General features: G+C 47.8%; 24 protein-coding genes. 9 read left to right on the top strand and 15 right to left on the bottom strand.

Annotation, left to right across the window (positions count from 1 at the left end; all coding sequences use genetic code 11):
• Positions 1-7: 7 nt before the first annotated feature.
• Positions 8-601, bottom strand: coding sequence for a hypothetical protein (locus FIU82_RS10420; protein ID WP_022946395.1), 594 nt, complete (start codon positions 599-601; stop codon positions 8-10).
• Positions 602-1,034: 433 nt separating this feature from the next.
• Between FIU82_RS10420 and FIU82_RS10415 the strand changes: the two genes are divergently transcribed.
• Genes FIU82_RS10415 through FIU82_RS10390 form a run of 6 tightly spaced genes read left to right on the top strand, consistent with a single transcriptional unit; the run spans position 1,035 to position 6,665 of the window.
• A complete protein-coding gene (locus FIU82_RS10415) occupies positions 1,035-1,481 on the top strand; it encodes a hypothetical protein (RefSeq protein WP_138547593.1) in 447 nt (148 codons plus the stop codon).
• 31 nt (positions 1,482-1,512) lie between these two features.
• Complete coding sequence (locus FIU82_RS10410; protein ID WP_022946393.1) at positions 1,513-1,989, top strand: hypothetical protein; 477 nt, start codon at positions 1,513-1,515, stop codon at positions 1,987-1,989.
• A 55-nt stretch (positions 1,990-2,044) separates the two neighbouring features.
• Positions 2,045-2,743: a molecular chaperone gene (locus FIU82_RS10405; protein ID WP_152441020.1), complete on the top strand. Its 699-nt coding sequence runs from the start codon at positions 2,045-2,047 to the stop codon at positions 2,741-2,743.
• Position 2,744: 1 nt separating this feature from the next.
• Entirely contained in the window at positions 2,745-3,449 is a 705-nt protein-coding gene (locus tag FIU82_RS10400; protein WP_152441019.1) for a fimbria/pilus periplasmic chaperone, read from the top strand.
• Entirely contained in the window at positions 3,425-5,845 is a 2,421-nt protein-coding gene (locus tag FIU82_RS10395) for a fimbria/pilus outer membrane usher protein (RefSeq protein WP_152441018.1), read from the top strand. The genes FIU82_RS10400 and FIU82_RS10395 overlap by 25 nt, the downstream gene beginning before the upstream one ends.
• The gene (locus FIU82_RS10390) at positions 5,835-6,665 is read left to right on the top strand and encodes a hypothetical protein (RefSeq protein WP_152441017.1); all 831 of its coding nucleotides are present in this window, start codon (positions 5,835-5,837) and stop codon (positions 6,663-6,665) included. Before FIU82_RS10395 ends, FIU82_RS10390 begins: the two co-directional genes overlap by 11 nt.
• Before the next feature lie 4 nt (positions 6,666-6,669).
• On the opposite strand, the gene FIU82_RS10385 is transcribed toward FIU82_RS10390, so the two are convergent.
• From FIU82_RS10385 to leuS, 14 genes are all read right to left on the bottom strand, one after another.
• The gene (locus tag FIU82_RS10385) at positions 6,670-7,221 is read right to left on the bottom strand and encodes a LuxR C-terminal-related transcriptional regulator (RefSeq protein WP_022946388.1); all 552 of its coding nucleotides are present in this window, start codon (positions 7,219-7,221) and stop codon (positions 6,670-6,672) included.
• Positions 7,222-7,328: 107 nt separating this feature from the next.
• The gene (lipA, locus tag FIU82_RS10380) at positions 7,329-8,297 is read right to left on the bottom strand and encodes a lipoyl synthase (RefSeq protein WP_152441016.1); all 969 of its coding nucleotides are present in this window, start codon (positions 8,295-8,297) and stop codon (positions 7,329-7,331) included.
• Positions 8,294-8,947 carry a lipoyl(octanoyl) transferase LipB gene (gene lipB, locus FIU82_RS10375; protein ID WP_026111315.1) on the bottom strand — a complete coding sequence of 218 codons (654 nt, stop codon included), beginning with the start codon at positions 8,945-8,947 and terminating at the stop codon, positions 8,294-8,296. The genes lipA and lipB overlap by 4 nt, the downstream gene beginning before the upstream one ends.
• A 12-nt stretch (positions 8,948-8,959) precedes the next feature.
• Positions 8,960-9,238: a DUF493 family protein YbeD gene (gene ybeD, locus FIU82_RS10370; RefSeq protein WP_022946385.1), complete on the bottom strand. Its 279-nt coding sequence runs from the start codon at positions 9,236-9,238 to the stop codon at positions 8,960-8,962.
• A gap of 157 nt (positions 9,239-9,395) precedes the next feature.
• Positions 9,396-10,556, bottom strand: a complete 1,161-nt coding sequence (locus FIU82_RS10365) for a serine hydrolase (RefSeq protein WP_022946384.1) — start codon at positions 10,554-10,556, stop codon at positions 9,396-9,398.
• Between the two features lie 47 nt (positions 10,557-10,603).
• Positions 10,604-11,371, bottom strand: coding sequence for a septal ring lytic transglycosylase RlpA family protein (locus tag FIU82_RS10360; protein ID WP_152441015.1), 768 nt, complete (start codon positions 11,369-11,371; stop codon positions 10,604-10,606).
• The gene (rodA, locus tag FIU82_RS10355; RefSeq protein WP_022946382.1) at positions 11,371-12,474 is read right to left on the bottom strand and encodes a rod shape-determining protein RodA; all 1,104 of its coding nucleotides are present in this window, start codon (positions 12,472-12,474) and stop codon (positions 11,371-11,373) included. The genes FIU82_RS10360 and rodA overlap by 1 nt, the downstream gene beginning before the upstream one ends.
• Positions 12,471-14,354 carry a penicillin-binding protein 2 gene (mrdA, locus tag FIU82_RS10350; RefSeq protein ID WP_152441014.1) on the bottom strand — a complete coding sequence of 628 codons (1,884 nt, stop codon included), beginning with the start codon at positions 14,352-14,354 and terminating at the stop codon, positions 12,471-12,473. Before mrdA ends, rodA begins: the two co-directional genes overlap by 4 nt.
• An 8-nt stretch (positions 14,355-14,362) precedes the next feature.
• The gene (gene rlmH, locus FIU82_RS10345) at positions 14,363-14,833 is read right to left on the bottom strand and encodes a 23S rRNA (pseudouridine(1915)-N(3))-methyltransferase RlmH (protein ID WP_022946380.1); all 471 of its coding nucleotides are present in this window, start codon (positions 14,831-14,833) and stop codon (positions 14,363-14,365) included.
• Between the two features lie 2 nt (positions 14,834-14,835).
• A complete protein-coding gene (gene rsfS / locus FIU82_RS10340) occupies positions 14,836-15,153 on the bottom strand; it encodes a ribosome silencing factor (RefSeq protein ID WP_022946379.1) in 318 nt (105 codons plus the stop codon).
• Positions 15,154-15,208: 55 nt separating this feature from the next.
• Positions 15,209-15,850, bottom strand: a complete 642-nt coding sequence (gene nadD, locus FIU82_RS10335) for a nicotinate-nucleotide adenylyltransferase (protein ID WP_152441013.1) — start codon at positions 15,848-15,850, stop codon at positions 15,209-15,211.
• A gap of 2 nt (positions 15,851-15,852) precedes the next feature.
• Positions 15,853-16,887, bottom strand: coding sequence for a DNA polymerase III subunit delta (gene holA / locus FIU82_RS10330; RefSeq protein WP_152441012.1), 1,035 nt, complete (start codon positions 16,885-16,887; stop codon positions 15,853-15,855).
• Complete coding sequence (gene lptE, locus FIU82_RS10325; protein WP_022946376.1) at positions 16,887-17,381, bottom strand: LPS assembly lipoprotein LptE; 495 nt, start codon at positions 17,379-17,381, stop codon at positions 16,887-16,889. The genes holA and lptE overlap by 1 nt, the downstream gene beginning before the upstream one ends.
• 1 nt (position 17,382) lies before the next feature.
• On the bottom strand, positions 17,383-19,965 hold the full coding sequence (gene leuS / locus FIU82_RS10320) for a leucine--tRNA ligase (RefSeq protein WP_045979813.1): 2,583 nt from the start codon (positions 19,963-19,965) through the stop codon (positions 17,383-17,385).
• 168 nt (positions 19,966-20,133) lie between these two features.
• Between leuS and FIU82_RS10315 the strand changes: the two genes are divergently transcribed.
• The 3 genes from FIU82_RS10315 to FIU82_RS10305 all read left to right on the top strand — a co-directional run bounded on the left by FIU82_RS10315 (position 20,134) and on the right by FIU82_RS10305 (position 23,528).
• Complete coding sequence (locus tag FIU82_RS10315) at positions 20,134-20,592, top strand: hypothetical protein (RefSeq protein ID WP_022946374.1); 459 nt, start codon at positions 20,134-20,136, stop codon at positions 20,590-20,592.
• A gap of 61 nt (positions 20,593-20,653) precedes the next feature.
• On the top strand, positions 20,654-23,062 hold the full coding sequence (locus tag FIU82_RS10310) for a Lon protease family protein (RefSeq protein ID WP_022946373.1): 2,409 nt from the start codon (positions 20,654-20,656) through the stop codon (positions 23,060-23,062).
• Positions 23,055-23,528, top strand: a complete 474-nt coding sequence (locus FIU82_RS10305) for an FKBP-type peptidyl-prolyl cis-trans isomerase (RefSeq protein ID WP_022946372.1) — start codon at positions 23,055-23,057, stop codon at positions 23,526-23,528. The genes FIU82_RS10310 and FIU82_RS10305 overlap by 8 nt, the downstream gene beginning before the upstream one ends.
• Positions 23,529-23,593 lie beyond the last annotated feature (65 nt).

Genomic DNA, 23,593 nt, shown 5'->3' with positions numbered 1-23,593 from the left:
CACTGTTTTAACTGTGTGCTGCGAGGGAGTGATAAATTTCTTGATAGCCTTGCTTGTGGTTATCAAACAGGAACTGGCGCAGCTGTTTTTTGTTGGTGTTACGTATAAATGTGACAGCAATGAGTGAGCCTTGTTGCCGCGCTTTTTGCATCTCCAATTGCATTGGCGGATAGTCTGGCAGGATCAACTTGGCTGTGGCCCTTTGTGGCGCATGCTTGATTTGCTCAGCATCAATCACCGCGCCTGTAGAGGATAAAGAATGAATAGGAAGCTTTCGTCCGTCGTCGGTGAGCAAGTAAATACTCGTGGGATTATCAAAGCGCCAGCTGCGGTGCTGCCCAAGAGCCTCGAAAATTTCTGGTGCTTCCAGCGCGGGCTGTAAATCACCGTTTGCGGTTAATGACAGCGAGAGAGGAAACCAAAGTTCAAAGTGCCCGACTTCTGCCAACATACATAACCCAGGCTGCTCAAATAGGGAGGCAACATAATCCGGTAACTCCGAACGAAGGGACAAGCCGGTGGTGTTAACATCGTCGCCCTGCAACGTGTTTTCGCTAAATACCTGCTGGAAAAAAGCCAGCTCTTGTTCGGTGAACTCCATCTCTGTACCCCAAATAACCCTTTGCGACTATAAAAAAATAAAATCAAATATGCAAAATTTGGGCGCAAATTTAGCAGACACTCGCTGAACGTTTAAAGAACAACAAATTATAACCTAGAGCGTTATTCTAATTTTTTGAATTAAATTGAATTAGTTTTGCTTAGCTTGCTTTGTGGCGAATGTCTTACAAAATTTTAAAAACAGGCAACTAGAAGACTGATTTATCGATATTTATACGTTCATAGAATCCCCGTTATATACCCGAGTAAACGGCCGTTTAGGAAAATGTTTAACGTTCATAAACGTGCTTCATCATAAACAAACGTTTTAAATCCCCAAATCTCAGTTAATCTTCTCATCGTTGTTTGAAGCACACCAATAACGGGTCAGGATGCGAAAGCAAAACGTTATAAAAATCTGTAAGTTGGCGCTAATGCTAGCAAGTTTAGATGGCTCCATAGCCACCGCAAATGAAGTTAGTCTAGCCATGTATGGATATATAAAAGCCCGTTGTTCTGTTGCGTTTCATCAACATGATGTTGAGTTGAGCAATACAAGGTCCTCTCAGGCTGAATTGGATTTACGCTGTAATTCACCCATGACCCTAACGCTTTATTCTCAAAATGGGGGGTTAAGCCATCATAACAATGATGTGTTAGTGCCTTACCGAGTGACGTTGACCGTGCCGAAAGCCAAACGGGAAACAGTATTTTCAGCCTTGCAGTTGAAGCAAGGAAAGGCGATTCACTTCGAGCAGGTGTTGTTCTCTGAACGCGCTTCTCTCGCGGTACAGCTGCAGCAGCAATTGGTTTTTGCCGGGCGCTATAGCGACGAAATTCGTCTTGAAATCACGCCTGATCTATATGGTCGAGGCCTATAACGATTATTATTTAAGCAAAAGGACATTACACATGAAAACAGTACTTATCTCTGCTGCGATTGCTCTGACTCTTAGCGCAACGGCGCATGCTTCAAGTAGCCTGAATCTTAACGGACAAGTTGATTCGGTATGCACCGTTTCTAACTTGACCAACAGCCAAACCTTCTCTTCTTTAAGCTCAGGTGCGACAGCGATGTCAGACGTTACATTGCTATGTAACGATGCTGATGGCGCGACTGTGAGCCTGACTTCAGCAGAAGGGAATCTGCAAAATACCGACAATGAAAACCGTGGTATTGACTACAAAGCCTCTCTTACCGCTGGCGCCGTTGCCCTACAGTTAATGGCAGACACCGGTGAAAACGAGAAACGTGTTAGCGTTGATGTTGACGGTTCAGAAGAGCTTGCTCGCGGCGTCAATGGTCAGATTCAGCTAGAGCTATTAGAAGATGCCTTGTATGCAGGCACTTATTCAGACACGCTGCAAATTGCTATTACCGCGCGTTAATCCAATTTCCATGTTGAGTTGGGCAGCCTTCGGGCTGCCTTTTTAGGTTTATGTTATGAGAATTTTACTGCTTACTCTTTTACTTTGGATAGCCGCCCCAGTTTACGCGTTCCAAGTACAGCCTATGGTGGCCGAACTTGCGCCTATGGGCAAGCAAGCGCAGCGTAATATGCGTATCGTAAATATTGAGGATACGCCTCTGACGGTGGAGGTCAGTGCTAAGAACTTGGTCATTAACAGCCAAGGTGAAGAGCAACTCACTAATAATGACAGCGACTTCTTAATTCTGCCAATGACAGCGGTTATTCCGCCAGGGCAAGCGCAAACAATCGTCGTGCGTTACATTGGTGAGCCGGCGCTAGTCGCGTCGAAAGCGTACCGTATTGTCATTGACCAAGTGGCTCTGCCAAATCAAGCGCAGTCCTCTGTAGGTATGGCTCTGAGCTTTCGTACTTTATTTAATGTGGCTCCTGAAGACGCTAAAGCAGATCTTGCGATTACTGACATTCGTAGCGACGAAAAAGCGTGGCAGGTCAATATCAGCAACTCAGGTAACAAGTATATTCGCCTTATTAAAACCAAATGGATACTACAACAAGGTGAAGAACAACGAATAGTACAAGGTCCGGCGCTGTCTGCGGCTTTGCAAACCAGCTTTATTCCTCCTAATAGCGCGCGCGTGATTGGGTTTACACCTCCTCCTGGGTTTAAAGCTGAAACGACAAAAGTGCGCATAGAGCCCTTGAGTCACTAGTATGGCTAAGTGGTTGTTGCTCTTTGGCACTCTGATCACCAGCCACCTGCTAGGTGCTGTCGAGGTCACACCCATGGTGCAGCATATTAGCCATAAGCCGGGGAGCCGTGGTTATTTTGTTATTCATAACCCAAGTAATCGTGAGTTTGCGTTTGAGCTGGGTGTTGAGCGTATTCACTTTCAAGATCAAGGTTATAGTTCGAGTGAAAGCGATGACCTGATGGTCTTTCCGCCAGCAATGATTTTAAAGCCTGGGCAGTCGCAGCGTGTTCAGATAGTGGTCGACAACATACCAGCTAACGGTGTAGAGGCTAGTTACTTCGTGCGGTTATTGCAGCAGCCGCTGATATTATCGCAGCCACAACTGCAGATGTTATTAGATATTAATGTTGTTGTGCACTTGGATGTAGCGGGTGCAAGCAGTGATGTGCGCATAGTGGACTCGAACATTACTGCGCACAATGCAAGCTTAACGCTTCATAACCAAGGAAACGCGAGAACATATCTTAGTTCACTACCTCTGGTACTTATCAGCGCTGATGGTGAAAAAGTTCTTTTACGCGACAGTGATATTGCGCGGCTCTCTGAGGACAGCTTATTGCCTGCTAAGAGCAGCCGTAATATTAGCTTAAGCTCGCAATGGCATCAGTATTTACTTTCAAAGGCAGTAGGGAAGGCGCCATGGCGGCTCGCATTGCGCCAGTAATTAGCCTGTGCTTATTGTTACTGATTGGCTGCTGTTGCTCTGTTGCTCATGGGGCGCTGAATCCAACAGGCCAAGACCTGGATTTGAGTGTGGAGCTTGTCGTAAATGGTGCTAATTTGAGTGTGGTTGATATTCGCATTGCAGCAGATGACACCATTTATGTTGATAGTGATGAGTTTATACACGCGCTAACACCACTCGTACTGCCGACAATCACACGCTCATTAGCGCAGCCACAGCAAAAATGGTTACCGTTGCTTGCATTACGTGAGCAGGGCATTCGCGTGCAATTCGATATGAGTCAGTTCCAGCTAGTGACCTCTATTGATCGTCAGCTATTGCAAAGCCGCACGGTGTCAGCGGCGCAACAGCAACCGTTCTTGGAAGCGCATAAAATGGCTCCCTACAGTGGTTATCTCAATAACTATCTGAGCGTTATTAAAGAGCAAGCATCGAAAGAGAGCCTCAGTGAGGAGCAATTTACCTGGCGCACCGAGCTTGCACTGCGCGCCCATGGTTGGCTGTTGGAGTCGGAGCAGCAACTTCAACACGGACGCTCGGCTCGGGCGAGTCGATTAGGAACTCGTCTCAGCTATGACTATGCGGATATAGGAGCGCGCCTTAGTCTTGGTGATAACTACGTACTCGGTGGCTATTTTCAGGGCAGTGAGTCGAGTTTAGGCGTTGCCTTTGTTAAAAACTTTGCGCAAATTACACGCCACTCCCCACGTCCCTCTGCTTCACAGAGCTTCACTCTTGAGCGCCCCTCCAGCATTGATGTGATCGTTGAACAGCGAGTCGTAAAACGTTTACAGCTTGGTCCCGGAGTCTACACGCTTGCGGATATTCCGTTGCAAGAAGGCAGCAATGATGTGTCGTTAAAAATAACGGATGATGCGGGTAAAGTGGAGGTGATCGAGTTTGATATTACCACCGGCTTAGATTTGCTCGCCCAAGGCGATTTGCAACTGCAAAGTTTTGCTGGTGTATTAAGTCAAGCCTCAGCAACGGGGTATGACTACCTTTGGCAGCAACCCTTTATTAGCGCGAGCTTTGACTATGGGTGGTCGCCTAATCTAACCCTAGGCGCTGGGCTGCAATGGCATGAGCAAAGTACGCAATTGAGCGCTCGGGCTACCTATGCAATGCCGTGGTTTATTGCCGCCAGCGAATATGCGTTGAGTCATCACTCTCACTTAGGAGCTGCACAGGCCTACCGAGCATCTTTACGCAGCTACCGGTCTAACTCTGGCAGCGAATTTCAGCTCGGTTACGAATATGTAGCGAAAGCCTACACTCCGCTGCAGATAAGTGCTGTTAAAGCGGCTCGCTCATTGCCAGTGCAGCACCAGTGGCAGTTTGACTACAGCTATGTATTTGATAACGCCAACACAGTTAACTTTTCCCTCAATGCGCAAAAACGTCATCAACAAGGTAGCAAGAAACAATCTTGGCAGCGCAGTGCCACTTTGAGTGTAGGCGGGCATAGTTGGCAGCAAGGTTGGTCTTGGCGAGTATTTACTGGAGTTCGTGATGAGGGTCAGCGGGATTACAACTTAGGTTTCAACATCAGTTATCAATTTGCTCAAGGTAAGCGCCTACGTTTGTACGCACAACAGCGAAAACACCTTGAGCGCTTAGAATACAGTTTCCAGGGGAGTGCTCAACATATTGGTGTGAGCCAATTTACGGCTGGCATTGAAAACAGCATTGATTATCAAAGCGCCGTCGATGTGAGCATGCGATACAACGGCAACCGTTTTGGTAGTGCACTGGATCATGGCAGCTTTTATAAGCGTTTACAGGCTGATGAAGGGCGGCATCAAACCCGTCTCTCACTCTCAACGGCCCTGGCGTTCGCGCAAAATCAGTGGGGGGTGGGGCGTACAATTAACGATAGTTTCGCTTTAGTCGATACGCACTCGAGTTTAGATGGGTTGAAGGTACGTTTGACCGACCAAGGTCAAGCAATACGCGTTAAAAATGATGGCTTAGGGACCATGTTACTGCCTGATCTTAATGCCTATAGCCAAGGCGGAGCGGCGGTAGATATCCCTAACTTGCCCATTGGCTATGACATTGGCACAGGGTTATTGCGATTCTATCCGCACTATCGCTCTGGTCATTACATCAAGGTCGGCTCCAGTGCCAATATTACCGTGATGGGAACACTTATTGATGACGATGAAGCGCCCCTTGCTTTAACCGTGGGAGAAGCGGTATGTGGTGATGATGTGAAAGCTTTTTTTACTAATCGTCAAGGACGTTTTGCCATCACCGGCATGAAACCGTGTCACTATCGCATTCGTTTTGATGATACCCACTTACCGAGTGTCTCGCTGGAAGTTGAGGATGAACAACAATTGCAAAGAAAAGGGGTGATTTATGTGCGTTAAATGGGTGTGTTTAGTATTAGCGCTTGCTGCTTTGCCAAGTACAGCACAACAAAGCTGCACGGATATGCAACTGCACATTGAAGAGCTCAGCGACACCTTGGCAAGCTATCGCTCTCAGAGCACGGCGCAGGCGAGCTATCGATTGCGTATTACGCCTAGGCAACACGAAGACTGTGAATTTCAACTCAGCTTACACTCTCAGCAGCAGTTCCGCCTACATGGGGATAAGGCGCGCCTTAGTTACGATGTGCACAACGACCAAGGTCAGACATTGGCGATGCCTATACATGTGCGCGGCGCTCAAAGCACCATTATCAATCTCAAATTAAGGCGTCAACAATCAGCACCTGCTGGGTTCTACGAAGATACTCTGCTTATTACTGGGCACTTCCAAGGGCAACTAATAACGCAAGCAAATGTGGTGGTTGATACTCATCTGCCACAGCGCTTTTCGTTGACCTGGTTAGGACACAATGCGCGCCAAGCGAGTGTCAATCTTGGTGAGCTGCGCAGTAACAAAGAGTATCATCACCTTCCTAGTTTACAGGTGCGTAGCAACACTGACTTGCGGTTATTGATGCGCTCACAAAACCAAGGGTATTTACTGCATGATACGCAAAAACCTGCTTGGCGTATTGGCTATTCGCTAGCTGTGGCTGGGCGTTGGTACGACCTACAACATGCGCGACAATTGCCAATCGCTGCACAGCAGTCTACTCAATTGCTGCCGCTGGCCATTCGCTTACAAGATTTTGAACGTCAAGTGGCAGGCCGATACAGCGATATTATTTACTTTCGAGTGGAGCCTCGCGAGTTGTAATTGTTCAGGTCAGGTGCTGCTGCGACCAAAGCATGGCTTGTTGTTTGTTTTTCACACCGATTTTTTGATAAATCTTATGTAGGTGAACACGCACGGTCGCATCGCTGATGAATAATCGCTCGGCAATGCTAATAAGCGGCATTCCAGAGGCCAGTAATTTAAGTACCGTCATTTCTTTTTCGGTCAATAAAGACTTTTGGCTTTGCTGGTGCTCTTCTGTGGCTAGGTAATGGCGCATCCAGTGATCCGTTACTTTACGTGGAAACCACAGCTTTCCTTCAGCAATGGCTTGCAGGCCTTGCATCACTTGCTCATCAGTACTTGGGGCAATAAAAACACCGCGCAGATTAGGCCAACGCTTAAGGTGACCGAAGTTCATATCGCTGGGCACATTGGCTATGACTAAGTGCTTTAACTTGTTTTGATGCATAAAGCGGGTAACGGAGGTTGGGTCAACTAAATCACTGATTACCTGATAATCAAGTAATAGGGTATTGAATTGCGGGTAACTGCTGATTAGCTGGGTGGTCGTGTCCTTGACGTGCGCTGAAGTCATTTATCTCTATCCTTATCTTAACGACTTGCAACGGATACTAGCACATTTGTATTAGGGATGTGAATAAAGAAGGGACGCGCCACAATGCCATGACGCGTCGTAATCGCTTATTTAACTTCTTTACCTGCTGCTTGTTGGTCAGCATGATAGCTAGAGCGTACAAAGGGACCACAGGCTGCTTGGGTGAAGCCGATGTCATCTGCGTACGCTTTTAAAGCGTCAAATTCCGCTGGTGGCACGTAACGTTTTACCGGCAAGTGGTGTTTCGAAGGCTGTAAATACTGGCCTACTGTGAGCATATCGACGTTGTGCTCACGTAAGTCGCGCAGCACTTCTTCGATCTCGCTCATATCTTCACCTAACCCTACCATTAGGCCTGACTTGGTGCGCACCTCAGGGTGTGCTTCTTTAAAGCGCTTTAATAGCTCTAAAGACCATTTGTAGTCTGCGCCTGGACGAGCCAATTTATAAAGGCGTGGGGCTGTCTCTAAATTGTGGTTAAAGACATCTGGTGGTGTCTCGCTGAGGATCGCTAATGCTCGGTCCATACGACCACGGAAATCTGGCACTAGAATTTCAATAGTAATGCCCGGGTTGTGCTTACGAATCTCGCGAATACAATCGGCGAAATGTTGAGCCCCCCCGTCACGTAAATCGTCGCGGTCTACCGAGGTGATCACCACGTAGTTGAGCTTCATGTCCTTGATAGTCAGTGCCAGCTTTTCTGGCTCTTGAGCATCAGGTTTCAGTGGACGACCATGAGCGACATCGCAAAACGGACAACGACGCGTACAAATGGCTCCTAAGATCATGAATGTGGCGGTGCCGTGATTAAAGCATTCAGAAAGGTTAGGGCAGCTCGCCTCTTCACACACTGAGTGCAAGCCGTGCTTACGCATTGCCTGTTTAATGCCATCAATGCGCTCGTTAGATTTAGGTAAGCGGATTTTCAGCCACTCTGGCTTACGTAGCATTTCGTCTTTTTCAGTCGGTAGGACTTTGACCGGGATAAGCGCCATTTTCTCAGCGTCACGTAATTTTACACCCGGTTGCATTCTTACTGATGATTTCGTCATTCTTTCGCTAACCCTTGTTGATACTCAACGTGTTCGGGGTTGAGTCGTTTAATTAATTGCTCGACAAGCCCTTGACCGGCTTGCTCTGTGGACTGAGGCCCATTTAAATCTTTACATTGCACCATTTGCATACCCGCATAGCCGCACGGGTTAATGCGCAAGAAAGGCTCCAAATCCATATTGACGTTCAAAGCCAAACCATGGAAGGAGCAGCCTCGACGCACGCGCAAACCTAAGGAGGCAATCTTGGCGTCATTAACATAGACCCCAGGTGCATCTTTTTTGGCGTAAGCGTCGATTCCATATTCACCAAGACTGTCGATGATACTGTCTTCTAGCCAGGTAACCAGGTCGCGTACACCGATTTTCAATCGACGTAGGTTGAAAAGTACATACAGCATTTGCTGTCCAGGGCCGTGATAAGTGACTTGTCCGCCACGGTCTACTTTGACCACAGGAATGTCACCGGGCATTAGCAAGTGCTCGTCTTTGCCTGCTTGGCCTTGCGTAAATACAGGCTCATGTTCTACCAGCCAAATTTCATCGGCACTGGCCTCGTCACGGGTGTCTGTGAAGGTTTGCATTGCCTGCCAAATAGGCATGTATGGGCGAGAACCCAATTGGCGTACTATTAAGGTGCTCAATGTCAGTCCTTAAAAGGCTTACAGAACGTAGCGTACATCATCAATGCTACCTAATTCAGTATAGATAACTTCGATATGCTCTTTTGATGTCACCGTCGCAACTAAAGTCACTGACTCATAATTACCTTTACTGCTCGGTTTCGTTTTTGGTGCATAGTCGCCAGGGGCGTGCTCTTGCATAACCGTTAATACCTGTTCCGTCAGGCTCACGTTAGCAAGACCCATCACCTTAAATGTGAAAGGACAAGGAAACTCTAGATATTCATCAAATTTGGTATTTTTGACCGGTTTGACCACGACAATAAACCCTCTTAACTACAGACGACGGTGTGTTTAAAGTATACGGAGCAAAGCTCTTAATAGTGCGTATTCTAGCATTTTTTAAGGTAAAAAAAACGCCCCAACAAGTGGGGCGCTCGGTAATGCGTGATCCGCTGTAACAAATCAGCGGCGATTACATGATTTGTAAGCGCAAATAGTCGTAGATCTTGCTGAAAAAGCCACCTTCTTCAATACTTTCCAGTGTCACCAGTGGATAGTTGGCCACATCTTCACCGTCAAGTTGTAAGTACAAAGTGCCTACTTTGGTGCCTTTCTCTAGTGGCGCTTCAAGTGTCGTATCGAGCTCAAAGTTCGCTTCTAGATTCTTCTGTTGGCCACGAGGGATAGTGATAGGCGTGTCTTCTAAAATGCCTAACGCCACAGTTTCTTTGTCGCCCATCCAGATGCGTTGGTCGGCAAATTTGTCGCCAGCTTTATACGGTGTGATGGTTTCGAAAAAACGAAAGCCGTAGTTAAGCAGTTTTTTGCTTTCCACTTTACGTGCACGCTCAGAGCTGGCACCCATGACCACGGCTATTAAACGCATATCACCCTTAGTGGCAGAAGACACTAAGCTATATCCGGCTTCGCTGGTGTGACCAGTTTTAATGCCGTCTACGTCGAGGCCTTGATCCCACAGCAAGCTATTGCGGTTAAATTGTTTGATACCGTTGTAGGTAAAGTCTTTTTCTTTATACAGTGCGTATTCGTCTGGCACGTCACGGATAAGTGCAGCGCCCAAGGTCGCCATATCCCGAGGGGTAGTGAAATGCTCGTTGGTGTCTAAACCATGGCTGTTGATAAAGTGGCTGTTATCCATGCCAAGCTTCTGCGCGTGGGCATTCATGAGATCGGCAAATGCCGATTCACTTCCCGCAATATGTTCGGCCATCGCTACACACGCATCGTTACCCGATTGAATGATGATACCGCGATTTAAATCTTCAACGCTTACTTGCTTACCGACTTCGATAAACATTTTTGATGACTCTGGAAAGTTTTTTGCCCATGCATTTTCACTGACGGTCACCATATCTGAAGGGGAGATGTTACCGGCGTTAATTTCTGTACCGATGACGTAGCTCGTCATCATTTTCGTGAGGCTAGCGGGTGCCAATTTAGTGTCGGCTTCGCCTTCGGCGATCACCTTGCCCGTTGTGAAATCGACAAGAAAGTGGCCCTTAGCGTTAACTTCAGGTGGAGCCGGAATGATCTGCGCTTGAGCGGCAAACACTGAGCTTGCACACAGTAATCCGCCTAGGCCTTTGAGAAGAGAATGTTTAATTGATTTCATTATGCTTTTAAATATATTTTAGGTGAAAATGCGAATTGGTTAATATCTTAAAGGGCATGGTCATCATAAAGCAAGAAAGCTTGGGCGAATTGGCCACTTTTTAATTGCTTCAATAGCGACTGTGCCTGATTTTCATCAGTTATTGGACCTAAGCGTAAGCGAAAAATTCCATCATTTTGCTTTTTAATATTCGTTGGTACGTGATACTGCTGCTCCAATTGATAAGCCAATGCTTCAATATTAGCGAGTTTTGAGCCCGCAGCGACTTGAATATACTTAGTACGAGGTTTTGCGTCGGCAAGGGTAACTGCTTCGAGCTTAACCCGCGCTGTACCTTGGCGGTGATAGCCCAGTTTGTAGGCTGCTGAGTATGATAAATCAATAATCCGGTCGTCATGAAACGGGCCGCGATCATTGACGCGAACGATCACGCTTTTGCCGTTATCGAGGTTGGTCACTCGAACGAAGCTGGGTAAGGGCAGGGTTTTATGGGCTGCGGTCATGGCGAACATGTTGTAGGTCTCGCCATTGGAGGTGTGATAGCCATGAAACTTACGGCCATACCACGAAGCAATACCTTGTTGTGTAAACCCTCGTTCGTCAAAAATAGGCACGTAATGGTGCCCACGAACTTCATAAGGGCGATTTGCAGCGGCACTTTTGGGTTCATCGGTGATCACCGCGTCTTGCAGCTCCAGCGCCGTAGGCTGGCGTAAAGGTGCGGCATCATGGCGCATATGATAGCGCCCCGATGGCGTACTACAGGCACTTATTAAAAGTGTTATAAGAGTAAGAAAAAGCGCACGAACTGCCATTATTTATTTAACATCCGTTTTTCTGTGGCGATACTCATAATAATGCCAAAACCCGCCATCAGAGTCACCATTGAGGTGCCGCCATAACTGATCAGTGGCAAGGGGACGCCTACGACAGGTAATAATCCAGACACCATACCGATGTTGACAAACACATAAACAAAAAAGGTTAGGGTTAAAGCCCCTGCGAGTAACTTACCAAAGGCTTCTTGGGCATTCACGGCGATATAGAGGCCGCGAGCGATAATGAATAAATACACCCCTAAGAGGATTAACACGCCAATTAGGCCAAACTCTTCACTCAGTACTGAGAAGATAAAGTCGGTGTGTCGCTCGGGTAAAAACTCCAACTGTGATTGGGTGCCTTGCAGCCAGCCCTTGCCTTCTATGCCGCCCGAGCCAATGGCGATTTTTGACTGAATAATATGGTAGCCTGCACCGAGTGGGTCGCTTTCCGGGTTTAAGAAAGTAAGGACTCGCTGCTTTTGATAGGCGTGCATACCATAATGCCAAAATAAGGGAGCGCCGGCGCCAACGAGCACAGCCAAAGAGCCAATCAGCTTCCAGCTTACACCGGCTAGAAACAACACAAAAATCCCCGAGCTGGCGATCAGAATAGATGTCCCCAAGTCGGGTTGTTCTTTAATTAGCAAAGTGGGCACCATGACGATAACCAGCCCGATAAACAAATGCCCCAAGCGAGGCGGCAGATGATTGCGGCCAATATACCAAGCAACGCCCATGGGCACCGCAAGCTTCATAATCTCTGAAGGCTGAAAACGAATACCAATGTCGAGCCAGCGCTGTGCACCCTTGGAACTGACACCGACAAACAACACCGCGATGAGCATCAAGGTGCCCATCAGATACAAAGGCACAACAACACGCTTTAACGTAGGTGGAGAGACCTGTGCAAACACTAACATAGCCACTAGAGCGCCACCCATCCGGGTGCCGTGGCGCATCATCATATTCCAATCTTGGCCGCTAGCACTGTAGACGATGCACAAGCTTGCGAACATCATGGCGAGCAAGGCTAAAAACAGCGGCAGGTCGATATGCACGCGTTGCCATAAAGAGTTGTGCTGATGTAATGGCGTCATTGCGATTCATCCTGTACTTCGCTGGCAATGGGGTTCGCAAGGAAATAGTAGTCCATTACCTCGCGGGCGATCGGGGCGGCCACCGAGCTGCCACCACCACTGTTTTCAACAATGACTGTGACAACGATTTGCGGGTCGTCAAACGGAGCAAAACCAACATAAATGGCGTTATCACGATGGCGCTCTTTGAGCTTATCAGCGTCGTAACGCTCGCCCTGGGCAATACTCACCACCTGTGCGGTACCCGTTTTACCGGCTGGATCATAATTAGTCCCTTTGAATGCCTTATGCGCCGTACCTGTGACTTTTTTCACGGTATTATGCATGGCATCTAAGGCAATTTGCCAATGCTCAGGTTTTTGTAATTTTACCGGTGGCTTTTCGTCGTCATTAACGGTTGTAATATCGCTATCACGGCGTAATTGATGAACTAGGTGGGGCGGATTGTGTACGCCGCGATTGGCCATGATGTTGACGGCATTAGCAATTTGAATCGGGGTTGCTGTCCAATACCCTTGGCCGATTCCTACAGAAATCGTATCGCCACGCCACCAAGACTCGCGAAAACGGTCTTCTTTCCACTCCTTGGAAGGTAAAATAGCCGTCGTTTCCTCGTGGATATCAATACCGGATAAATCGCCAAAACCAAACTGCGCCATAAAATTACTAATTTTGGTTATGCCAGCACGGTAAGCGATGTCGTAAAAGTAAGTATCGCATGACTCTTCTATGGCTTTATAAACGTCGACATGGCCATGACCCCAGCGCTTCCAGTCGCGCCATTTGTGTTCAACGTTGGGAATTTGGAAAAAGCCAGGGTCCCACATTTTTGTTTCTTCGGTCACCAACCCCTGCTCTAAGCCAAAAATCGCCATATGTGGTTTGATGGTTGATGCCGGGGCATAGCGGCCTTGGGTAGCACGGTTTATCAGCGGTCTATCAGGATTAAGCAGGGCTTTGTAATTTGCTGAGCTAATACCGTGAACGAATAAGTTAGGGTCATAACTGGGGTTAGAGTACAGCGCTAAGATGCCTCCCGTTTTTGCATCTAATGCGACAATGGCACCACGTTTATCCTTTAATGTCATTTGCGCGATTTGCTGCAGCCCAATATCGAGGGTCAGCATTAAGTCTTTACCGGGCACCGGAGGCGTTTCCTCAACGCGACGTAATACTCGGCCTCGGTTATTAATCTCCACCGATTGCGAGCCTACCTGACCATGTAACTGCGACTCATAAAACTTCTCAAGCCCGAGCTTACCGAAATCCCGGGTGGCGCGATAATTGGTGGCCAAGCCTTGCGCTTCCAGGTTGGTTAGCTCTTTTTTATTCAGTTTGGCAACATATCCAAGAGCATGAGTGAGGGTATCTCCGAAGGGGTAGTACCGGGCTAAGCGAGCCTCGACACTGAACCCTGAGAATTTATGTTGGTTTACAGAAAATAGCGCTACTTCTTTGTCATTCAAACGGCTTTTTAGCACCTGACTCTGGAACCGGCGGTTGTGGCGGATATCGTCGAGAAACTCTGCACGCTGCTGTTCGCTAATATTGAGTAATGCGCTAATATCGTCCAGCGATTGTGTTAGGTCATCCACCTGTTCAGGGATCACCTCAAGGTTATAAACCGGCTTGTTCTCGGCCAGCAAAGTGCCGTTCCTATCGTAAATTAAGCCTCGGTTAGGGGCCACAGGCAACACTTTAATTCGGTTATCGTTGGAACGGGTTTGATAGGTTTTGTGCGCCACCACCTGCAGGTTGTAGAGATTCGAAATTAAAATGGCGACCAGAATAAGAACAAAAATAAAAGCCGTAAAAGAACGGCGCGCAAACAAATTGGCCTCGGCGGAATGATCGCGGATAGGAGTGCGTTTACGCAGCATAAAAACGGCTATTCTCGGTGATAGGGGTGATTGTTATTTAAGCTCCAGCCTCGATATAGGCTTTCCGCTACGATAATGCGAACCAGCGGGTGAGGCAAGGTTAAATTCGATAGCGACCACTTTTGCTCGCTGCGGGCAATGCATTCAGGAGCTAGTCCCTCAGGGCCTCCGATAAGCAAACTGACATCACGACCATCGAGTTGCCATTTTTCCATGGCCTTGGCAAGCTGGTGCGTGTCCATCGCTTTGCCTGTTACTTCTAAGGTAACAATACGATTTCCCTTTGGAATGGCCGCTAAGGTGCGCTCACCTTCTTGCTGTAAAATACGTTTAATATCGGCATTTTTGCCGCGTTTACCAGCGGGTATTTCAATCAGCTCTAGAGCCATGTCCTTGGGAAACCGGCGTTGATACTCGCTAAACCCTGTCTCTACCCAAGATGGCATTTTGGTCCCCACGGCGACCAGTTGGATTTTCACCGTTAACCCCAGAGCTTCTCGAGTTGGTAAAAGTCACGAGTTTCATCTTGCATTACATGCACGACCACGTCACCTAAGTCCACCAATACCCATTCACCGATGTCTTGTCCTTCCATGCCTATCACATCTAAGTCATGTTCCTTGGCCTCTTTGGCAAGGTGTTGGGCGATGGATTGAACTTGGCGTTTGGAATTACCCGAACAGACAACCATGAAATCAGTAATGTTCGATGTGTCGCGAACGTCCAAGGTAATGACGTCACGCGCTTTCATATCGTCAATTTTATCTAATGCAAAATCAAGAAGGTTGTTGGTTTGCAAAATGCACTCTCTAAGTTAGTTAAAGCTTTCTAAGCGGCGTATTTTACCACTATTATCAACCTATATACAGGCGCTTATCGCGGATATATTGGTACACGGGCGGCGTAAGCAGTTCCTCACAAGGCTGCTGACGTTGCAATTTGGCGCGCACCTCGGAGGATGAAACCGCCAGCTGCGGGCCGGGTAAAAAGTAAACAAGCCCGCTGCGTTGGTTATTGAGCGCCGCCCCTTGCTGACACTGATGCTGTGATAAGTATTGCGTGAGTGTTGCTGATAGGTCAAGGCGCTCTTGTGGACGCTGATAGACCACTAAATGACACAAAGATGTAATTTGCTGCCATTGATACCACGAATCAAAGCTGTTGAATGAGTCCAAGCCCATCAAAAAGAGTATTGGCTCTTGGTGATTACCGGCACTATCTAGTTCTTCACGTAACTCTTGTAGGCTCAGTAGTGAGTAGGATGGACCTTCGCGATGCAGCTCGCGCTCATCGATTTTAAAGCGCGGCTCGGAGGCTATGGCTAAGCGTAACATCGCCAGTTTGTCAGCATTACTGATGTTGCTCGCCTGCTTGTGAGCAGGGACGCGGTTGGGCATAAAAAATAGTTGCTCACTATTAAAGTGATTTAAGCACTGATTAGCCATATTAAGATGGCCGATATGAACCGGATCAAACGTACCGCCGAACAGAAGCATATTTACTCCGAAAAAATAGGCGCAGAAAATGCTAAGGTGCGACAGAAGCTCATACTGATGTGTGCAAGCATGGGGTAGGGCGAAGATAACTTGCCGCTTTTAAACTGGCTATCAAAATCACTGAGTAAATCACAAAGTTGCTCTATACGTGCCATGTCTAAGCGCTGCAGGGCTCTTTGATACAAAGGTTGCTGATTCTTCCAAATCCCCAGTTTTTTACACGCGCTATTAAAATCCTGTCCTTGATGACGCAACTCTGCGAGTGTGAGGAGTTGCTGCGCTTCCTTGCCAAGAGCCCAAGCGATGGCGGTGGGCTCGGTGTTATCATTTTGCAGTCGTGCCAACACCTGCATCGCTTTGTCACCCTCGCCACCAAGTACCGCATTAGCCAAATCAAAAATATCAAACTTATTTTGATTCAATAACATGCCTGTAAGGGTACGCCCATCAATGGCTTTATTTGCGTACAGCAAAGCCAGCTTTTCTAGCTCTTGGTGACAGGCCAGGAGGTTCCCCTCTGTGGTATCGAGCAGCACCTGCTTAGCATCCCCTTCAAGATTAAGACCTAGACGTTGACAGTGGTTATCAAGCCAACGCCGTAAGTGATTGCCGGTTAGTGGGTAGCAGGGGACAAAGGTGCCTTCTTTATCAAGCGCTTTAAACCAGGCTGAACGCTGGACGTCTTGCGATGCTTTCATGCCACGGATCACAATAATGCAATCAGGATTCACGCCTTGTGCACATCGCTTCAGGTGCTCGGCGCCGGTTTTCGCAGGCTTTTGGCCGTTTAAGTCTAATTCTATTAAGGTGCGGGAGCTAAATAGCGACAGGCTGTGGTAGTGGCCGTCTAACTCTTGCCAGTCAAATTGCGCTCCGGCGGTGAGTTTAATGACCTCATCAAAGCCTTGTTGGCGGGCATTTTGGCGAATATGGCGGATACACTCATCAACTTGAAAGGGTTCATCGCCAAACACCATGTAAAAAGGTGCCAGCCCACGGGATAGTTGCTGTGCCAGTTGATTCGCGTAGATGCGCATTAGAGCTGTGCTAACTCCCTAACAATGCGGCGACTCGCCTGTTTACGTAGCTCCTCCAACAAAATCGTCATTTCATTGGCTTTAGCTAAGGCATTGTCTGGATCGTCTTGGTAATTGCGATAAAGCTCAAAATATTGCTCGATAGGGTCTTCACCTGCTCGCTTAAGCGTGTAAGACACCGAGTAAATAAGCTCGTATTCTGCGACCTGACCGTTTTTAAACAGCGACAGTGTTCGTCTATCTAGGCGGTCGGAGGTGAGTCGTAACATCGGAGAGTTAGCGCGCAACCCTTTATTGACCTGCACATTACTGCGTGCAAGTTCACTCAATAGTTGCTCATACAGAGCTGAATTAGGATCGCTGGCGTTGACTTCCAAAGTCATGAGATCTTGCGGTAGATCCGAGGCCTTTTTAAGGTGAAAACCACAGCTGCTTAGTAATAATACTAAGCAGCTGATCACTAGGCTATGGCGTAGTGCACTGGCAGCGAACATCTTAGTTCGCCACCACATTAAGCACTTTGCCTTTGATGTAGATGACTTTACGCACGGTGAGTCCATCGGTGAACTTCTGTACGTTGGCATCTGCAAAGGCTGCTTGCTCAACGGCCTGCTGATCTGCATCGGCCGCTAGAGTCAGCTTGGCGCGGACTTTACCATTGACTTGAACTACCACCAGTTTCTCACTTTCAACCATGGCTGATTGATCGGCAACAGGCCATTGTGCGTCAAGGATATCGCCAGGCTTGGCGAGGTCTTGCCACAACTGATGTGATAGGTGTGGGGTAATCGGTGCCAGCATAATCAGCATTGCTTCTAACGCTTCATTGGCTACGGCCTTGTCACCGTCATCAGCTAATGGTGCCTTGATCAGCTTGTTCGATAGCTCCATTACCGCTGCAATGGCGGTATTGAAGGTTTGGCGGCGGGCTAAATCATCAGTGATTTTAGCGATGGCTTTGTGCAACTCGCGACGCAGTTCTTTTTGCGCTTTCGTCAAGCTGGCGACATCTAGCTCAACAAAGCCCGCTTGCTTCACATCATAGGCATACTTGTATACCCGTTTGATAAAGCGATGCGCGCCTTCAACACCGGAGTCAGACCATTCCAATGTTTGCTCTGGTGGCGCTGTAAACATCATAAACAAACGCACGGTATCGGCACCGTATTGGTCGATTACCGTTTGTGGGTCAATGCCATTGTTCTTGGACTTAGACATCTTGCTCATGCCGGCGCTTTCAACCGGTTGACCATCATCCTTGTGCCAAGCTTTAATGATACGGCCTTTGTCATCAGTTTCTACTTCGACGTCACTGGGTGAGAACCAAATATCACCGCCTTTTTCATCTTTGCGGAAGTAGGTGTCGGCCAGGACCATGCCTTGGCAAAGTAGGCGCTCAAATGGCTCATCAGAGTCAACCAAGCCAAAGTCACGTAATAATTTGTGGAAGAAACGCGCATAAAGCAGGTGCAAAATTGCGTGTTCAATACCGCCGATATACTGGTTGACTGGCAGCCAATAGTTAGCTGCGCCTGGCTCAAGCATGCCTTCGTCGTAACGCGGGCTGCAATAACGAGCGTAGTACCAAGATGATTCCATAAAGGTATCGAAGGTATCGGTCTCGTGGAACACGGTTTCACCGTTGACGCTTGCCTTGGCCCATTCAGGGTCTGATTTAATGGGGGAAGTCACGCCGTCCATTACCACATCTTCTGGTAGGCGCACCGGTAGCATATCCTCTGGCGCTGCCAGTTCGCTGCCATCTTCTTTATTCAACATTGGGATAGGTGAACCCCAATAGCGTTGGCGGCTAACGCCCCAATCGCGCAGGCGGAAATTAACCTTGCGCTCACCCACGCCAAGCTCAGCTAACTTATCGGCAATGGCATTAAAGGCGGCATCAAAATCCAGACCATCGAATTCACCAGAATTGATGAGCGTGCCTTTTTCTGTGTAAGCGGCTTTGGATAAATCACACTCGTCACCTTCATTGGCAGCAATAACCTGCTTGATCTCTAGACCGTATGCTGACGCGAACTCAAAATCACGTTGATCGTGTCCTGGTACTGCCATAACTGCACCTGAGCCGTAGTCCATCAACACAAAGTTAGCTATCCAAATCGGCACTTCTTTACCGGTTAGCGGGTGAACTGCGTTCAGACCCGTGGCGATGCCTTTTTTGTCCATGGTGGCAACGTCGGCTTCGGCTACTTTGGTGTTTTTACACTGTTCAACAAACGCTGCAACATCGGCATTACTCTTCGCAGCTTCTTGAGCAATAGGGTGGCCTGCGGCAACAGCCACATAGGTAACACCCATGAAGGTATCGGGACGTGTTGTGTAGACGCTGAATTCGCCTTGGTTATCGGCGCGTTTGAAGGTAATGTCGACGCCTTCAGAGCGGCCAATCCAGTTGCGCTGCATGGTTTTAACTTGCTCAGGCCAGTGCTCAAGCTTGTCTAAATCATCTAATAATTCTTGCGCGTAGTCGGTGATTTTAATAAACCACTGCGGAATTTCTTTTTGCTCAACCACAGCACCAGAGCGCCAACCACGACCATCAATCACCTGCTCGTTTGCCAAAACAGTCTGATCTACAGGGTCCCAGTTAACAGTGGACATTTTTTTGTACACTAGGCCTTTTTCGTACAGCTTAGTGAAGAACCATTGTTCCCACTTGTAGTAATCTGGGTGACAGGTGGCAATCTCACGGTCCCAGTCGTAACCAAAGCCTAATAGTTTGAGCTGGTTACGCATGTAATCAATATTTTGATAGGTCCATTTGGCTGGGGCGGTGTTGTTTTTAATTGCGGCATTCTCTGCCGGCAAGCCAAAGGCGTCCCAACCCATGGGTTGCATAACATTTTTACCTTGCAAGCGCTGGAAGCGAGAAACAACGTCACCAATGGTGTAGTTACGCACGTGACCCATGTGCAGTCGACCACTCGGGTAGGGGAACATGGACAGACAGTAAAACTTCTCTTTTGAGTCGTCTTCACGAACTTGGAAAACCTTGTTTTCTTCCCAGTATGACTGGGCCTTAGCTTCTATTTCCTGCGGGTTATATTGCTCTTGCATCTACTATTCCAGACTTCTTGCAAAATGATGACAAATTTGCCGATAGCATACCCCAAATCGATATCTAATCACAGCAAGGCACAGGCTTTTTTATCGCTGTTATTGAATTGTCGGCAAGCGGGCTATAGTTACAATAGAGAGAGGCTGTTAAATTCAAAAGGAGCGAACATGGCAGATTATCGTCAATGGTTGGGTCAGTTTAGTGATTGGCTCAAAGATGTGAAAGAGCATGAAGTGAAAGACATGGTGTCCTCCTTTATGGAGTCGAAGCAGGCTTTGCAAGAGCTGAGTAAAGACAAGTACGAGCAATATAAACAATATTTACAGCGCGACATCGACCACCTCATTGAACACGAGAAACACTACAACGAGCTAGCATGGCAAGAACTTAAGGAGTCGCTGTGGTTCGAATTATCACATATCGAAGATAAGTCACAATTGGAGTGGCAAGCGCTTAGCCAAGACTTTAAACATAAAGGCGTTTATCACGCTGGAGAATGGATAGCCATGGGCACCTTAGTGTGCCAAAATTGCCATCATCAGGTGGATATTTACCACGCCAGTGAGATTCAGCCTTGCAGTCAATGCGAAGGCATTCACTTCAGCCGTCAGGCACTGCAGCCATAACGCAGTGCTCAGCGGATAATAATTGGGGCCCGCTAATAGGGCCCACTACAAGATGTGTCGAATGAAAGATAAAAGCAATAACGGTGTTACTCCTCTTAGTGCCAATGCGTTGGCCCCACAAATTTCAGCAAATCATGTGCGCACTTGTTTAGCGCATCCCTACCCCGAGGACTTACCTTTTATCGGCCAGCAGCGTGCCGACAGTGCTTTGGAATTTGCTCTGGGTATGCAGCTTCCTGGATACAATGCTTATGTGATGGGAGAGCCAGCGTTAGGGCGCTTCACGTTAGTGCAGCATAAGCTGCAACAACATGCCAAAGAGCGCGAGACGCCGCGTGAGTGGCTCTATGTTAATAATTACGATGATCACCGCGAGCCTATCGCCTTGTTAATGAATCCGGGCGAGGGACAAGTCCTAGTCGACGATATTGATGCGTTGCTGGATGAGATTCTCGATACCTTTCCGGCTGCGTTTGATAACCCAGGGTTCCAACGCAAGAAAAAGTCCATCGATCGTGAATTTGAAGATAAGTACGAAGATGCGTTGGCTGCGGTGGAAGACTTGGCCAATGCCCGCAGTGTCGAGTTGATCGAGGATGAAAATAACGTAGGTTTTGTGCCAATCGTCAACAATCAGCGCCTCAGCGATGAGCAGTTCAGTGCCCTTGATGAGCCCACGCAAGAGCGCTTTCTTGACGCTATCGCAGAGCTTGAAGACGCATTAATTGATGCCCTTATTGAGCTGCCAAAGTGGAAGCGCGAGTCTAGCGAGGCACTGCGCAAGCTGAAGAAAAGCACCGCCGAAGCGGCAATCAAACCGCTTTTACGTGAGCTTGAGCACAAGTATGCCACCCATGTTGGGGTGTTACGTTACTTAAAAGATTTACGCTCAGAGTTGGTCGATACGGTACTCGAGTGGCTTGATGAAGAGCAAGGCAGTGAAGATAACAAAGATGAGTATGATCGTGATGAAATGCTCACCGAATTCTTTGCTCCCAATTTATTGGTGTCTTTTAAAGAAGACGATCCCGCGCCAGTTATTTATGAGCCTAATCCGACCTTTGGTAATCTGTTTGGCAAAATAGAATATTCAACATCGCAAGGGTCGTTGGTAACCAGTTACCGCAGCATTCAGCCTGGCGCACTGCACCGTGCCAATGGTGGTTATCTGATTATGGATGCGGAAAAAGTGATGACCAACGCGCAAGTGTGGGATGGCTTAAAATTATCATTAAAAACACATCAGATAAAAAATGATTTACCTTACCAAGACAGCTCGGTAGGTAGCAGCTTCACCTTACGACCGCAATTGATCCCGCTGGATGTAAAAGTGATTTTACTGGGTTCTCGGGATTTGTATTACACCCTCAATGAATATGACGAAGAGTTTGCCGAGCATTTTCGCGTTCTGGCTGATTTTGATTATTACCTTCCAGGCTCAGATAAATACCAATATCAATTTATCACTAAAGTGATTGAGTATTGTCGAGAAAAGCTGAAAATTGAGCCTAATAATGAGGCGATGGCACTGCTGTTGCGCTTTAGCCACCGCCAGGCTGAGCATCAACAAAAGTTGTCAGCACGGTTTGCCGATGTACTTGAGTTAGTGGCTGAAGCAAGCTTTTACGCTCGTCAGGACAGCAGTGAACAGATCTTAGCTGCCCACGTAGAAGAAGCAATTGCTGGGAAAGAATACCGCACTGGGCAAATGAGCGAAAACATGCTGAGTGATATTCGTGAAGGACACATTCTTATTGATACACAAGGTGAGGCAGTCGGTATTGTTAATGGCCTTACTGTGTTGCACGTGGGTGATACCTCATTTGGCACTCCGGCGCGTATGAGCGCCTCGGTTTATGCAGGCAGTGATGGGGTGATTGATATTGAGCGCGAAGCTGAATTGGGTAAGTCTATTCACTCAAAAGGTGTCATGTTGCTAACCGGTTACCTAGGTAATAAATACGCGCAGGATTTCAGCCTGACTCTCAGTGCCAACATCGCAATTGAGCAAAGCTATGGCTATATCGATGGTGACAGCGCCTCGCTGGCTGAGTTGTGTGCTTTGGTCTCAAGTATTACCCAAGTGCCCATAAAGCAAGGCATTGCACTGACTGGTTCAATCAACCAACGCGGTGAAGTGCAAGCCATTGGCGGTGTTAACGAAAAGATTGAAGGGTTCTTCAAACTTTGCCAAATGCGCGGTTTAGACACTCACCAAGGGGTCATTATTCCCAAGTCAAATTGCTTGAACCTGGTGCTCAATCAAGAGGTAATAAGTGCCGTTGAGCAGGGGAAGTTCCATATTTATCCAGTTTCGAGTGTCGATGAAGCCCTCAGTTTGCTGACTGGTAAGCAATGCGGGCAATTTCATCAGGGCCAATACCCCGAAGGAAGCTTGCACGACTTAGCCATGAAACGCTTGCGGGCTATAGCTGACATTGTTGCTGGTGAGGAAGAAAAGGATGATTAATGCGTTATTAATTCTCGCCATTGTCGTGTTGTTGGTACTGACCTTTCGCGGCCATCGGCGCAATCAAGCGGCAGCAGCAGAAAATGGCGATGCCGAGGCGCAATTTCTGGCTGAGAACAAACACAAAGAAGGAGTTGTGGAGCTTGATTGTGGGGTGCAAATGCTGTGGCATACTCGCAATCAGGCTGGTGAGCAGCCAAGCGCTAAGTCGAAAGTAACGGTGCACTATCGGGGCACATTGCTTGATGGCAGTGAATTCGATAACTCCCAGAAGCGAGGCCAACCCCTGACCTTCAAATTAAACCAAGTGATCAGTGGCTGGCAGCAAGGGTTGCTTGCCATGCATGCTGGAGAGCGGGCCACGCTGTATATTCCAGCTAAACTTGCCTATGGTAACCGCCGGGTGGGGAATATCGCCCCAGCAAGCTTGTTAATCTTCGACGTTGAGCTTATTGCTGTTAACTAAGCTGCTGTAAATACGCTAGGTCAGCGTAACTGATTTAGCGTGTGCCCCGTCAATTTCATGTCCCC

Source organism: Pseudoalteromonas sp. THAF3 (assembly GCF_009363775.1).
Classification (GTDB): Bacteria; Pseudomonadota; Gammaproteobacteria; order Enterobacterales; family Alteromonadaceae; genus Pseudoalteromonas; species Pseudoalteromonas ruthenica.
This window is presented reverse-complemented; position numbering and strand designations above follow the sequence as displayed.